Genomic DNA, 14,409 nt, shown 5'->3' with positions numbered 1-14,409 from the left:
GAAACCCGCAACCTGCAGGTGGGCGTCGCCCAGCGCTTGACGGCACCAAGCCACTCACTTGGAGGTTTCGGGTTCGAGGTCTGGGGGTTTGGAATTATCGCAAGCGCGCCTCAATAACCGCGACCACATCCTCAGGATTCTTCGCCGAGGCGATAAGAGAGCTTCTGCCCTGCTCGATGCGCACGGTCGGCCCAGAGACGATGTAGGCCGGTGCGCCGTCGACAACACGCGGGCCTGCGCCTTCCTTGAGCCCAGTCTCAGGCCCGACGCTGGCACCGGTGATATCGCTGAGTGCAATCCTCTTCGTGAAGATACCCAGGATGGAAACCACAACGTCGTCGTCACTCACGACGATTTTCACTCGCATCATGATGCAGGCCACGGTTGTAGCGATGACCAAGGCACCAAAAAGGGTGGCTGCCCACGTGGAGTCAATCATCGTGGGAACCACAGCGGCCACGACGGCAAGACCAACGATAATTCCCAGCCACAGGAGCGGGCCGTTGAGATAGCGAACGTAGATATGAGAGGCCATGGAGTTCAGGCTATCGCATGGCTTCGCCCTTCGCGCTCACCGAAGCCGCGGGCGGCGGCTGTTTAAGGCTCGCGGTGAGCGCGAAGGGCGAAGAAGTGATGGCTCGGAAACTAACTCTCAGGCTCGACACTGCCCTAGTTGCCAAAGATCAAGCGAGATCTTGAGGCGGGAGCGATAGTTTTGTCAACGAGGGCAGCTGCGCGGCGGCCTGGGCATGGTTCTACGCATGCATGAAGCCCTTCCCGAACCGCAATGGCTTTCGGCGCAAAGGAACAGGTTGAGTGTTGCGGCAGGTGAGAAGGACGAAGCCCCAGCAGGAAATTCTGCTGGGGCTCAAGTCAAGCTACTCTCCCCCGCTGGACGGCAGCGAGGAGGCGAACCAGGCTACTGGGTGATGTGCTGGTTGACGATCGGCTGGGTGATGTCCAGGGTGCCGTGCTCGACGTAGTACATGCCGAACATCAAAGCTCCCAGCATCACCACGGAAAGAAGCATGGAGGGAATCCACTCAACGAAGACGGAAACCCAGCCATCAGCCTTGTCACGGGCAGCTGCTTCGCGCTGCTCCTGAGCCAAATCGCGCTCGACGATCATGTTTAGTCCTTTCACTTAGCTCCCTGTGCCTGAGAAGTTTTCGCGGAAACCGTCTCGTGGTGGCGTGTGGGATGCTCGCCCATTAACACAGAGTATCTTAGCAGTTTATGCAGAGCTGACCGTAGTTAAACGCAGATATTTCGGCCGCTATCCGCCTTTAGTATGACACCGACTGTGGGCTAGACCCCAGGGTCCTCATTGTTGTTGAGCGCTTCGACGAAGTCCTCACGATCCTGAAACATGCGCTCGATGTCATCCTCCGCGCCGATTATCCACAACTGGGAGGCATCATCGAAGGTCAGAGCCCCGTCCGGGTGCTGTTCGAGGGCGTGCTCAAGTGCGGCGGTTTGCTCCTCGCTGAGCTCTTCCAAGTCCTCGACGGAGCCTACCTGAACGCTGAGTTCCTTCAGCGGCGTGATGCCGTACGTGGTGTATTGGCGCTCTGGGTGCTCGAACAATTCTTGTCCCATCATGATGTGGACGGGTCACCTCCTGGTGCGTAAACGGACGGGGCCTACTCTACCCCGGTGGGCGCAGCTAGTGGTCACGAGTGCCCAGGCGCTCATCCGGCACGAAGCCGTCATAGCCCGGAAGGTTTTTCTCCGAGAGCACGCCTTCACAAAAGCGCAGAAGCGCCGGAACATCGGCGGGATCCAGATGGTCAAAGACCATGCGGCGCACGGACTCAACATGCTCCGGCACCGCCGCCTCAAGTCGCTCACGGCCGGCCCGCGTCATGACGACCTCCACGCCGCGGGCATCGCCTGCGCACTTTTCTTTGCGTACGAGCCCACGCTTTTCCATGCGGGTGATCTGGTGGGAAGCGCGGGAGCGGTCCCACTCCAATTCTGTGCACAGATCGCGCAGGCGCAGGGTATGCTCGGGTGCCTCCGAAAGCGAAACGAGCACCGAGAATTCGGCCGCCGAGATATCACTGCAGGCCAAGAGGGTTTCCTCCATGCCGCGATTAATCTTGCGAATGCTGGCCAGGAGTTGGCGCCACAGCTCTTGCTCGCTGCCGGTGAGCCATCGAATATCCGCTGTCATGGCACTTACCCTACACTCCGGCTCTTAAGCATTCCTAAGCCTCTCCATGTCCAGGTCTATGCGCCCGGGTACCCAGGAATAGCGCTGCGGCATACAGGTGAGCACGATGACCTGCGTTGTCTTCCCTGCCTTTGTAAACAGTGCCGCCATGAGCTGGAGACGCTGCGAGTCGGTGGAGCCCAGCGCGTCATCGATAACGACGGGTACCGGTTCACTGGACACCAGCTGGGCGATGGCAAAGCGCGTCAAGATGCTCAACTGCTCCTTCGCGCCGCCGGAGAGCGCGTCGAAGGTCACGGTTTCGCAGTTGCGGCTGCGCGCCTGAACCTTGAGCTCTTCGGAAAGCTCGAAGTCCACGTCACCGCCGAACACGGTGCGGGCTAGTCCGTTGAGTGCAGTGACGAAAGGCGCGGCATAACGCTGACGGGCGGCATCGCGATGGCGCAGCATGAGCGAACGCAGGTAGCGCGCGGCCTCCGCGCGGCGCTGGATGGCAGCGTGGCGCTCACGAGCAACGTCGAGTTCGGCAGCGGCCTTCTCCTCGTTTTCGGCCGCGCCCGAGTGCATATCGATAAGCCCGCGGAACTCACGCATATCCCCCACCGCCGCATTGACCGCTGTATTCAGGGAATCAACGTGCGTATGCGCTCCCCGCGCCAACTGCTCCGCGGTGTCGACATCGACGGCGGACATCTCCTCCAGCGCTTTCTTCTCAGTAGCGTACGCGGTCCGTGCTGCTTCGATAGCGGCGGTCACGCCTTCATCAGCAAGCTGGGCACGCGCCGACGCCACTGCCGCGGCCTTGGCATCGCGCTGCGCGGTGGCCTCCTCCGCACGGACCATAGCCACCTCCAGTGCCGCGCCCGCCTTGTTCTCGCGGTAGGGCGCCAGGGCGCGATCAAGCTCATCCAGCTTCCTGCGCAACTCCTCTTCCTCACGCTCCACTACGTCGAGCTCCCGCGGCTTTGCGTCGTCCTCAGTAGTCCCGCCCACCTTCTCGGCGTCCTCAGCATCGGCCGCGCACGCCTCAAAGCGCGCACGCAACTCACCCAGGTCCTCCCCACCCAGCGCAGCATGAAGCTCGCGGGCCGCTGTATCCGCAGCGGAGGCCAGCTCCGCGTGCTTTTCGCGGGTGGCACGGGCGGACTCAAGGTCTTCGCACCCGGCATCCTCCAGCAGGCGTGCGAGCTCCACGCGGGCCTTCTCCACGCCTTCCTCACCGCTATCGCCCGCACCGGCTGCGTAGCGGGCGGTGATGTCACCGACCTTCAGCGTGGTGCCCTCGCGCAGTTCGACTGCCAGTTCTTGACCGTTCTCCAGCGCACGTTCCTCGCCATCGACGACAAAGGCGCCCTTGCCGGAAAAGTAGAGCTTGGACGCCGCGGCGGCCCGCAGGCGCTCCTGGACAGTAACCTCGCGAGCCGCGTCCTCCAAGGCCTGAAGGTTCGGTACGTCGGGAGTCGCCGCCAGCTCACGGCGGCGGGCTGCCAAAGTCTCTTCCAGCTTGTTCAGTGTTTCGAGTCGGGTGCCCAGAGCCTCACGTTCAGCGCGCTGCTGCTCGCGGCGGGCGCACTGGCGTTCCTCGCGCACGGCTTCATAGCGCTTGTGGACCTCGGCGCGCTCTTCTTCTAGTTTCGTGCGGGCGGCGGCTTCTTCCTCGGCCCGCTCCCGGGCTTCCACAACCGCGGCGGCGGCACGCTCAGCAGCATCAACGGCTGCGGCATGCTCAGCAACCACAGTTTTACGGCGCTCCGCTTCCCCCTCCGCGCGCGTCACGGCCTCCGCCGCCCGAGTCACCGCAGCCTCCTGCGCGGTGACCTTCTCCTGTGCAGCCCGAGCGGCGACCAGCTCACCGTCACGGCGCTCGCATTCTTCCGCGGCCGCCGGCAGAGCGGCTTCAGCCTCCTTCTTCTTCAGCTCGGCAGCCTCATAGCGCTCCACCACGCCGTCGAGCTCGCGCAGCGCGGCCTCGGCGGCAGCGTGCTTCTCCTCAGCATCCGCTAGAGCGGCGATGGCAGACTTATAGTCTCCTGCCGGCTTGTCTGTCTTCGCGGTGAAATACTCCTTGTACTCCGCCTCGATGCGCGTGAGTAGCTCCGAGTCTTCCGCCGCGGCACTCGCCCCGGTCTGCTCCTCCAGCGCTGCGGTCAGGGAAGGAATACCCACCGCGGCGATGCCTTGGTGGTTGTCGTCCTGGCGGACGAAGAGGGCGTCGAGAAGCGCGCGGTCCACGTTCTCACTGAGGATCCGCTCCAACTCCCCATCCGCCTCGGCTCCGGTCCACTGGCCCGGGCGCGGGGAGAAAACGTGCAGCTCCGAGGTACGTTTCTTCACCCACTGCTTGCGAATGCGGAAGCGGTAAGGCCCCACGGTCGCCTCCAGCGTGACCTCAGGCCCCACGTCGCGGCCGGCAGGCTGCAGCGCCCGCACCGGCTTGGAATTGGCCGTGTGCTTTTCTGTAAGCACAAAATCGATGGCCTCCACCAGCGTGGACTTTCCGGCCTCGTTCGGCCCACCGATGACCACCACCCCGGTCTCCGGCAGGTCCTTGACCTCCAGGTGCTCCACGCCCCGGACATTGTTCAGTTCAACAGAATGCAGCTGCATCATGGTTTAGGCTCCCTTCGCGCTGAGGCGGAACAGCAGGTTGGCAGCGTCGCGGGCGGTGGGGTTGTCCAAGTCCTCGAGCAGCTCCGCTAGCGCATTGGCGGCATAACCACTCAAGTTCAGCTCACTGAGCTCCTCCTCCGAGGGCGCCAAATGCAGGTCCATGGTTCTCTCGCGCGGCTTGAGGGAGGCAAAGACCTCCTCCATCTCCGCCAGGCCCTGCTCCAGACGGGCCTGCGCGCTCAAACCCACGGTGCCGCGCAGGCTGTACTTGACTGCGGTGCGAATCTTCTCCGGCACCGCGTCCAGCTGTTCCAGGAAGCCCTCGGCATCCTCCATGGAGTCGATGTCCGCATCGATCGCCCGGAAGTCCCAACGGCCAACGCGGTGCTTGGCGACGTCCACCCGATCCCCCTCAACGGTCACCACCAAGGCATTGCCCGAATCGCGTTCTCTATCGTCGAAGGCCGTGGTCTCCGGGCTGCCGGAGAACCACACCTTGCCGGTAGAACCGAGGGATTCTGTGGAGTGCGTATCCCCCAGCGCCAAGTAATCGATAACACCCTTATCCAGGCACTCCTCTACGAAGGCGAGGTCGATCGTATCCGCATCCGAGTCCTCGCCCTCGCCCGCGCGGGATTCCACCTGGCCGTGGCCCACCGCGATGCGAACCGCGCCCTCCTCGGCAGGCGGCAGCGGCTCCAGCGCACGGCGCACGAGGTCATAATTAGCCCGCTTGGACAGATAAGGGGCACCAACGATCTCCACGCCAGGGCGAACCTCAATCGGCTCCGAATCAGCGATCACGTGCACGTTATCCGCAAAGGAGTTGAAGAAGATGGAATCCGCCACGAGCGGATCATGGTTGCCGGGCAACAAGTAGACCGGAACCGGCAGGCGCTTGAACATATCCTTCGCCCGCAGCAGCGTGGACTTGCTCAAGGAGTTGTGTTCAAACACGTCACCGGCCACAACGATGAATTCGGCACCCGTCTTGGTGGCCAGCTCCCCCAGGCGCAACACCGCCGCCTCGCGGTCATCATCAAAACGCGATTGCGCCGCGGGACTTAAAAACCAGCGGGTCATCCCCAGCTGGAAATCGGAGGTGTGGATGAACGTGACCGCGGCCATGCAAACTCCCTACAACGTGGTCCAGGGCGGGGCGTGTGAGCCCCTCCCCTAAAAGGTGGCAATGTCTAGTGCGTCAGATGATAGTAAAGGTCCTCGACATCGGAGACCGCCCGAAGCAAATCTATGTTCGTATGGCTGACGGAGCGCATGGCCTTGCGCAGCAGTTCCGGGTCGGAATCATCCACCGCAGGAGCGGTCTTGGGCTCCGGCAACGGCGGCAGCTCGCGCCCCTCCCAGAACAAAGCATTGCGTTCCTCGGCCGAGATTTCAGCGGCCGCAGAAGCGGAAAACGAGTCCTCCGAGGCCGCCTTGGCCTGCTCCATGACCGCTTGCTCGAGCCGCGCGAAGTCGAGTCCGCGCAGGGCAAAAATCACGGAAGGATCGGCATCCATCCGGGCCGCGAGGCGGTCTGCCACCGCCACGACGTGCTTGCACACGTACTCCGGGTCGGGGCAGGTACAGGAAAAGCGGAGGTCGTCGGGGTACTCGGCGATGAGGATGTCGAGAGAGACGTCGGCAAGCATGCCCTCCCTGGCTTGCGCCACGGAGTTCGGGGTGCGCGCGAACATCTCCGACAGCCGCCCGATGTCCTCGTTGTTGCGGTAGGGCACCTGGATGAGCACCGCGAAAGGCTCGTTCTGGGAGCCCGCGACCTTGCCGTGCACCGCGCCATTGCGCACGTCAAGGCCCACGACATGACCCTCCGTGGCGTACTGGCGCCCGCGGCGAATGCGACCGGAATCCGTTTGCTGGTTGACAAAGTTGAGCAGGCGCGTGGCCGCCGGCTGCATGGTGCGCACGCGGTCGACGCGATTGACCTCTTCCGGCGTGCTCACGCGCTTGCGGGTGCCGAAGTTGGCGTAGATGACGTTATTGTCTTCCGGGTTCTTCGGTGCCATTTACTTCTCCTGCTCCCTATAACTCATGAGATCCGCCAGCTGCTCGGGGCTCAGTTCGGTGAGCCAGCCCTCGCCCTCGCCCACGACAGCACCGGCCAGCTGCGTCTTGCCGTCGAGGATGTCCTGGATGGATTCCTCCAAGGTACCGGCGGTAATCATCTTGTACACCTGCACGTTGCGCTGCTGGCCAATGCGGAAGGCGCGGTCCGTGGCCTGATTCTCCACCGCCGGATTCCACCAGCGGTCCATGTGCACGACAATCGACGCCGCCGTGAGGTTCAGCCCGGTACCGCCCGCCTTGAGCGAGAGCAGCATGACGGGCGCGCCGTTGTCGGCCTGGAATTCCTCCACCATCTGGTCTCGCCGGTTCTTGCTCACGCCGCCATGGAGGAAGGGAATCTCGCAGCCCAGTTGTTCAGAGAGGTAGGGCTGGAGAACGTCGCCGAAGGCCTTGTACTGGGTGAAGATCAGAACGCGCTCCTGAGATTCGATGGCCTGGTCGATGATCCGCATGAGCTCCTCCACCTTGCCGGAGCGGTGCTTGCCCTTGATGGTGACGGGGCTACCATCGGCCAAGAAGTGCGCCGGGTGGTTGCAGATCTGCTTGATGCGCGTCAGTGATGCCAGGATGAGGCCGCGGCGCGAGATGCCCTCCTTCTTCTTCGCCAGGGCCTGCTCCACGCCATTGACCAGGGCCTTGTAGAGAGCGGCCTGTTCATCGGTCATGCGCACGGTGATGATCTGTTCGGACTTCTCCGGCAGGTCATCGATGATATTCGGGTCCGTTTTGAGGCGGCGCAGGATGAACGGGCCGGTGAGAAGGCGCAGGCGCTCCGCCATGACATCGCTGCCCTCGCGCTCGATGGCCTTGGCAAAGTGGTTGCGGAAGAAGGAGGCGGAGCCCAAGATTCCCGGGTTGCAATAGTCCAGGATGGAGCGCATCTCCGACAGGCGGTTCTCAATCGGTGTGCCGGTCAGCGCTACGCGGTGACGTGACGGGATGGCGCGCACTGCCTTGGAGGAGCGCGTGGAGGCGTTCTTGATCGCTTGAGCCTCATCGAGGACCACGCGGTCCCACTCCACCTTGCTCAAGGTCAAAAAGTCACGGCTTACCGTGCCATAGGAAGTGATGACGATATCGGCCTCCTGAGCTGCGGTAACCAATTCCTCGCCCTTCAGGCGCCCGGTGCCGTGTTGCACCATGACCTTAAAATCCGGCACGAAGCGCGTAGCTTCCCTAGCCCAGTTGCCCACCACGGAGGTCGGCGCAACCACCAGAGTGGGCTTCCACGCCTCTGGCTCCCCATCGGTCTCATGGGCGGCTTTTTCTACCGCCAGCAGGGACAGCAGCTGCAGCGTCTTGCCCAAACCCATGTCATCTGCCAGCACCGCGCCGATGTTGTTGCGGGACATCCAGTACAGCCAGTCCACACCGCGACGCTGGTACTCGCGCAGCTCGGCATGGACCGTATCGGGGATGTCCACGCGGTCGGGTGCCGTACTATCCAGCCCGCCGAGCAGCGAGGTATGCCACTCGGATCCGGTGAAGGCCACGGGGTCCTCCGCCATGGACTTCAAGGCCATCTCGCGCAGGTCTGCAAGCGTTACCGCTTCTTCTTGCTCGCCCTCGTTGAATTCCTTGCGACGGCGCTCCACCTCGGCCACAAGCTCTTCCCAGCCGGGTTGTTCCAGCTGACGGGCCATTTCCGCGGTCGCGGCGAGTTGCTCCAGCTCCTTCAGAGCGCGCTTGCGTGCGGTATCGGCCAACTCGCGCATGTACTGCGAGATCTTGTTCAAGGCCTGGGTATCCGCCATGACCCACTCGCCGCGCAGGCGAATCAGGCCGGACTTGGAGGAGATGAGCTCTTGCATTTCGGCGTCGGTTAGCTGCGTGTCTCCCACCGAAAGCTTCCAGTCATAGCTGAACAACTTCTCCATGCCGATGTGCGCCTTAGTGGCGGCATCGGCCGGATCACGGACCTCCGTGGTTTCCAGCTTGGCCTTGGTCTCCATATGGGACCAAGACTTGGGCAACAGGACGGTAAAACCGGCCTTACGCAGGGCAGCGGCGTCGTGGGTGACAAAATCCACGAGCTGTTCGGTAGTCAGGTAGACGTCCCAATCACCCGCATGTCGGCTCGCCGGGGCGGAATTGTACTTTAGCCGCGGGGCCACATCGAAGGCGTGGCGACGGGCTTCACGCAGCTTCTCGACGCTCCCCCGATCCAACTGGTCCTGCCGCACCGGCAGCGGCGAATCCGTGCCGGAGCGAACCAGCAGACGAATAGGCCATGCTGCATCCTCGACGGAGACAGAATCATTTGGCGGCTCCTCGACGAGGAAGACCAGTTGAAGATCTACAGAGGTAATGGAGTCTTTCCACTCGTTGAGCCCGCGCAATAACTGCGCTCGCCCCTTCTTCACGGGCGAAGTTCTCAACAGTGCTTGAGCGAAATCATGCCAGGGTGCTGCGCGCGGGGCATCGATCTGCGGGCGCAATTGGGTGTAGGCAATCCAGTGCGTGAGCTCATCCGCCAGATCATCAGTGAGAGCCCGGTTATTAATGGAGAGGATGCCGGGCGCGGAGGCTAGCATCTCCGCCAGCCAGCTGCGCTCGCCCAAACCGGAGGCCAGTTGCCACATGGGGTACCACTCACCGGCTTGATAGGACAGGCGGATGGTCACCCGGCCAGCGCGAACAAACCGGAAGAGGCCACGATAAGCACGGATGAGCCACAGGAGATCCGGCGCGATGGTCGCGCGCTGCTCTGGGGTGGCCGCTTGGCTATCGGTGTCGAGGTATTCCAGCTTGGCCAATGTTTCTACCGCTTCATCTGGGGCGAACATAGCCATGGGCACCATGAGGGAAACATCTTTGCCCTTCGGCGTACGCAGGGAGACTCGCGCGCGGTTGCGGAAGGTCTTCTTGCTCAGGATGCTATCGACCACATCCGGGAAGGTTCCCCCTGGGACTGCTGAGGGCATGATGATTTTGTGCCCTTCGACCTGTTCGATCCATAGACTCAGGCCGGAGACGGGCAGCCAGAGGCCATGCAGCAGGTAAGAAGCCATAGGGGCCAGTCTAGCAGCACGCCTTTTGGGGACGGGGTCGCAGAAAGTTCCCGAATCCTGCCTAAATAGACAATCGTTATAGTCTCGTTACATAACGACGTAACACCAGTAAGACCGTACAATAAGCTGTGACCAAGGTAACCAAATACTGGTCAACCAGCCAATTTTCAGTTGGGTAGGAGCTTGTGCCTCGTTAGCGTGGTTAGGTCCTATTTTTTAATCTCAATCTCAAGGAGAGATCAGTGCAAGACTCCACTTGGTATGTCGTTGCGATGATCATCTACCTGCTTGCCATGGCCGCTATCGGCTTCTGGAGCTACAAGCAGACGGATGAGTACGACGACTACGTTCTCGCCGGCCGCGGCCTCCACCCGTTCGTAGCCGCCCTATCCGCCGGCGCTTCCGATATGTCGGGTTGGCTGCTCATGGGCCTGCCTGGCGCTTTGTTCCTGACCGGTATGTCCGAGCTGTGGATGGCGATCGGCCTCCTCATCGGTGCTTGGGCCAACTGGAAGTGGGTCGCGCCGCGTCTGCGCTCCTACTCCGAAATTGCCGGCAACTCCATTACCGTGCCCTCCTTCTTTGAAAACCGCCTGCACGATAAGTCGCGCCTGCTGCGCATCATCGCGGCGGCCATCATTATCTTCTTCTTCACCTTCTACGTCTCCTCCGGCATGGTGGCCGGCGGCCGTTACTTCGAGTCCAGCTTCGGCGGCGACTACATGGTCGGCATGCTCGTCGTGGCAGCCGTGACGGTCTTCTACACCTTCGTCGGTGGCTTCCTGGCGGTGTCCTACACCGATACCGTTCAAGGCCTGCTGATGTTCGCCTCGCTCATCATCGTGCCGATCATGGTGCTCTTCTCCTTGGATAACCCGGGTGAGATCTTCAGCTTCGCCGCTGAGAACCCCTACGCCACCGGTGGCGTGATTGAGAACCCCAATTACTTCTCCCTGTTCTCTGGCGTATCCGCCGCCGTCATCATCGGCAACCTGGCCTGGGGCCTGGGTTACTTCGGTCAGCCGCACATCATCGTGCGCTTCATGGCGCTGCGCAAGCCTTCCGACGCCCGCGCGGGCCGCTTCTACGGTGTGAGCTGGATGGGCATCTCCCTGATCGGAGCCATCTTCGTCGCGCTCTCCGGCACGGTCTTCTTCACTGAGACCAACCACTCCATCACCGACCAGGAGAACTACGAGACCATCTTCCTAGACATGGCTCAGGTCATGTTCCACCCGCTCTTTGCTGGTCTGGTTCTAACCGCCGTTCTGGCAGCCATCATGTCCACGATGTCCTCCCAGATGCTGGTTGTCTCCACCTCCCTGATTGAGGACCTCTACCTCATCTTCGCTAAGAAGAAGCCAAGCCAGAACGTCCTGATCAACCTGTCCCGTACTGCCGTCGTGGCCATCGCCATCGTCGCCGCTGTGCTGGCAATCAACCCGTCGGATTCGATTCTGGGTCTGGTCGGCTTCGCCTGGGCCGGCTTCGGCTCCGCCTTCGGCCCGCTGGTGCTGCTGTCGCTGTACTGGAAGCGCCTCAACTCCACCGGCGCCATCGCCGGCATGATCACCGGTGCCGTCGTGGCCATCGGCTGGGGCATGAGCCCGCTGGGCGATACCCTTTACGAGTTGGTTCCGGGCTTCATCTCCGCTCTGCTCGTATCCGTCGGTGTTTCCCTTGCTACCAAGGCTCCGGATGAGAAGGTCATCCAGGAATTCGAGGAGGCTACCCGCTTGGCCAAGCTCGTTGAAGAAAACGATGACTTGGACTTCGAGGAGGCCGCGGAGAAGGTTCAGAAGTAGCCTTCGGCCCCTCCCCCTCCTTCTTTTAAACCCCTCGTCGGGCTAGTTCATCACTAAGCTCCGGCGAGGGGTTTGTCTTGTGAACTGAGGTGCCCGAGACACCTTCCTTTTAAGACAGCGCTGCCTCAATAGCCTTGACGGATTCCTTAATATGCGGGACGGTACCAGCCACGTGGGAGCGGGCATCATTCGGAATGAAGGTCACGTTTGTACCGCGCGAAGTCCACTGCTCAACCAGCTGCTCAGCGGTGGAGAAAGGAATCACGTCATCGCCGCGGCCGTGCGTAACCACCACCGGAATCGACGGCGCATCGTAACCAATGTGCTGGTCCGCCAGAATTCGGTCATAGGGCGCAGTAGCAATGAATTGGTCAACGCTGTTGCCCTCATTGCTGATCTGTTCAATGGTGGTTCCTGAAAAGCCAGCCAGCCCCAGGGTGCAGGTGTTGGTGGCGCGCTTGAGAATTGCAGCCCCCTTCTCATTGAGATGAGCGTACAGGTCTTCGCCATAGGAGTTACTCAAGCCCAACAACGCATAGGACTCAAAAAGGAAGTACAGCGTGCCGTCGAGAGCCGGCGGCAGCAACGTCAGATCCGCGGGTGCAGCACCAATCGTTGCTAGCTTGACGTTAAGCTCAGGCGCGTAGTCATCATAGAGTTCCGCTGCTGATGCCGCTGCCCCACCTCCCTGCGAATAGCCGTTAATGAACACGGGGTTGTCACCACTAATATCCCAGCCGTTCAGCTGCTGTGCCGCACGCGCACTATCCAAGACTGCATGCCCCTGGGAGATTCGGTCCATGTAAGTGTGCATTCCTGGGGTACCAAGACCTTCATAGTCTGTCACCACCACCGCATATCCCTTCTTCAAGTATTGCTCGAAGAAGAACTGCTCATAATCCCCCACGCCTTCAGCAATCTTGCGCGACGGCGCACAGCGGTCTGCCACACCCTGGGTACCAGGGGCGAATGCTACAACCGGGCGTGGTCCCGGCTTCGTCCATGCTGCTTTGGGCTCAATAACAATGCCGCTGACTGCCGTTTTCTCTCCCGTGCGGTTGGTAGAGGAATACAGGATGCGCTGGGCCTTGTAGGGGCCGATATTTGTAATTCCGAGGGTATTCGCCGGGTTGCGAACAGGCGCGGAACGGAAAAGCTGGCCGGGGGTGGATGACTCCAGATCTACAGCATCGTGGTAGAAGGCCGAGTATTCATCACCGACCGGACTGTTACCACCAGGTGCTGGTGCTGTGGAGTAATTCTTTAACTCTTCGGCGGCATCCTTAATGTCACCGGATTCGTTGGGGCTCTCCGTTGCTATGGGGTCTTTGAGGGCTTCCTCGGCGAGTGCAGATTCCGGCAGTTCCGGCGCGACGTCCTGCGCAAAGGCAAGAGGGCTTGCTGCAACAACGAGACATGTCGCAGCAAGAATGGGGAGCGGAGATTTCACTGCGTTTCCTTTCTTTTAGCAGTGATAGCGGGATCAGTAATTTTGACATTCTTAATCTATTACCAAGCTAATTATTAAAACTATTCTTATTTTGTCAAGTTTTGTTGACATCGCACCCCACCTCATTGCGTGCTTGGCGGCTCCCCTCCGAGCCCTTCAGGAACCCCTCCACGCTGCGCACAGTCTAAAAGTGCATGAACCTGCGCGCGGCCTATATCGGTTTCCTCTCCATAGCCACGGTGGCCTACGGCGGCTTCCATCTCCTTCCCGGCCCGGACCTGGGTGTGGCTACCGTGCCCGCACGCGTGGAGGCCCCTGGCTACAACCGCGATGACTTCGGCGGCTGGGCGCCGGGCACCCGCGATAACGTCAAAGCAGCGCAGACCATCGACGGCACCCTCTACGATCCTTATGCCCGCGCACCCGCGCCGGAGCGCGTCGAAGTCGACCACGTCTTTCCGCTCTCAGCAGCCTGGGATCTCGGCGCATCAACGTGGCCGCGGGAAAAGAAGATGGCCTTCGCCAACGATCCGCTCAACCTTGTTGCCACTGCCCGCAACTTGAACCAAGCCAAGTCCGATTCCCTGCCGGCGGACTGGCTCCCGCCCGCCGACCGCTGCGACTATTCGCTGCGCCTTGCCGCAGTGGCGCGCAAATACCAACTCCCACTGCCTGCCCGCGACTATGCAGTCATGCGCCACCAGTGTCGATTCGATTTCATATCCCAGCACCGTTAGACTTTCGCTGGGATAAGCCCCGTATAGAAAGGTAAAGCGCACTCCCCATGACAAGCTTGCTCATCTTCCTTCACGCCTTCGCTGCCATCTTGTTGGTCGGTACCGTGTGTATCTCCACCTCCGCCTTCCCCGGCCAGGTGGAAAAGGCCGCTTCCGGTGATGCTTCGGCCGCTGGTGCCGCCGGCATCCTCAACAAGATCACCTCGACCTATGGCTACATTTCCGCCATCGTTCCGGTTATCGGTCTGGCAGTCTTCCTTACCGATCTCGACGCTTACAAGTCCGCTGTTCAGTACCACATCGCCCTCCTTCTCTCCGTCATCGCCTGGGTGATTCTGCTCGTCGTGGTCATCCCGAAGCAGAACAAGGCCATGGCCGCGATTGCTACCCCGGGCAGCGCCGACGTGGCCAAGTTGAAGAAGCAGCTGGCTATGTTCTCCGGTATCTTCAACCTGCTGTGGGTTGTCTGCGCACTCCTCATGTACGTAGACAAGTTCCAGTTCTAGTCAGCAGAAATAGCGAAAACCTCCCA

At 61.3% G+C, this 14,409-nt stretch carries 12 protein-coding genes; 3 read left to right on the top strand and 9 right to left on the bottom strand.

Annotated elements, in window-relative coordinates:
• Nucleotides 1-94 precede the first annotated feature (94 nt).
• The 8 genes from HMPREF3056_RS06855 to HMPREF3056_RS06820 all read right to left on the bottom strand — a co-directional run bounded on the left by HMPREF3056_RS06855 (nucleotide 95) and on the right by HMPREF3056_RS06820 (nucleotide 9,885).
• Nucleotides 95-535 (bottom strand): hypothetical protein, encoded by a 441-nt coding sequence (locus HMPREF3056_RS06855; RefSeq protein WP_070754400.1) that lies wholly within the window; start codon nucleotides 533-535, stop codon nucleotides 95-97.
• Between the two features lie 384 nt (nucleotides 536-919).
• On the bottom strand, nucleotides 920-1,144 hold the full coding sequence (locus tag HMPREF3056_RS06850) for a hypothetical protein (protein WP_232745215.1): 225 nt from the start codon (nucleotides 1,142-1,144) through the stop codon (nucleotides 920-922).
• 164 nt (nucleotides 1,145-1,308) lie between these two features.
• Nucleotides 1,309-1,602 (bottom strand): molecular chaperone GrpE, encoded by a 294-nt coding sequence (locus HMPREF3056_RS06845; protein WP_070681014.1) that lies wholly within the window; start codon nucleotides 1,600-1,602, stop codon nucleotides 1,309-1,311.
• Between the two features lie 64 nt (nucleotides 1,603-1,666).
• Nucleotides 1,667-2,176 (bottom strand): MarR family winged helix-turn-helix transcriptional regulator, encoded by a 510-nt coding sequence (locus HMPREF3056_RS06840; protein WP_070515546.1) that lies wholly within the window; start codon nucleotides 2,174-2,176, stop codon nucleotides 1,667-1,669.
• A 24-nt stretch (nucleotides 2,177-2,200) separates the two neighbouring features.
• Complete coding sequence (locus HMPREF3056_RS06835; RefSeq protein ID WP_070754399.1) at nucleotides 2,201-4,786, bottom strand: AAA family ATPase; 2,586 nt, start codon at nucleotides 4,784-4,786, stop codon at nucleotides 2,201-2,203.
• A gap of 3 nt (nucleotides 4,787-4,789) precedes the next feature.
• Entirely contained in the window at nucleotides 4,790-5,914 is a 1,125-nt protein-coding gene (locus HMPREF3056_RS06830) for a metallophosphoesterase family protein (RefSeq protein WP_070754398.1), read from the bottom strand.
• Nucleotides 5,915-5,979: 65 nt separating this feature from the next.
• On the bottom strand, nucleotides 5,980-6,813 hold the full coding sequence (locus tag HMPREF3056_RS06825; protein ID WP_070754397.1) for an SWIM zinc finger family protein: 834 nt from the start codon (nucleotides 6,811-6,813) through the stop codon (nucleotides 5,980-5,982).
• A complete protein-coding gene (locus HMPREF3056_RS06820) occupies nucleotides 6,814-9,885 on the bottom strand; it encodes a DEAD/DEAH box helicase (protein WP_070754396.1) in 3,072 nt (1,023 codons plus the stop codon).
• Nucleotides 9,886-10,127: 242 nt separating this feature from the next.
• On the opposite strand from HMPREF3056_RS06820, the gene putP reads away from it, so the two are divergent.
• Entirely contained in the window at nucleotides 10,128-11,690 is a 1,563-nt protein-coding gene (gene putP, locus HMPREF3056_RS06815) for a sodium/proline symporter PutP (protein WP_070547258.1), read from the top strand.
• A 109-nt stretch (nucleotides 11,691-11,799) separates the two neighbouring features.
• On the opposite strand, the gene HMPREF3056_RS06810 is transcribed toward putP, so the two are convergent.
• Complete coding sequence (locus HMPREF3056_RS06810) at nucleotides 11,800-13,140, bottom strand: lipase family protein (RefSeq protein ID WP_070754395.1); 1,341 nt, start codon at nucleotides 13,138-13,140, stop codon at nucleotides 11,800-11,802.
• A gap of 194 nt (nucleotides 13,141-13,334) precedes the next feature.
• Between HMPREF3056_RS06810 and HMPREF3056_RS06805 the strand changes: the two genes are divergently transcribed.
• Nucleotides 13,335-13,877 (top strand): HNH endonuclease family protein, encoded by a 543-nt coding sequence (locus tag HMPREF3056_RS06805; RefSeq protein ID WP_046648901.1) that lies wholly within the window; start codon nucleotides 13,335-13,337, stop codon nucleotides 13,875-13,877.
• Between the two features lie 47 nt (nucleotides 13,878-13,924).
• Nucleotides 13,925-14,383 carry a DUF2269 domain-containing protein gene (locus HMPREF3056_RS06800; protein ID WP_070754394.1) on the top strand — a complete coding sequence of 153 codons (459 nt, stop codon included), beginning with the start codon at nucleotides 13,925-13,927 and terminating at the stop codon, nucleotides 14,381-14,383.
• The last annotated feature ends 26 nt before the right edge of the window (nucleotides 14,384-14,409 follow it).

The organism is Corynebacterium sp. HMSC056F09 (assembly GCF_001815785.1).
GTDB classification, from domain to species: Bacteria; Actinomycetota; Actinomycetes; order Mycobacteriales; family Mycobacteriaceae; genus Corynebacterium; species Corynebacterium hiratae.
Note: the sequence above shows the minus strand (reverse complement) of the source record. Positions and strands in the feature narration are given on the sequence as shown.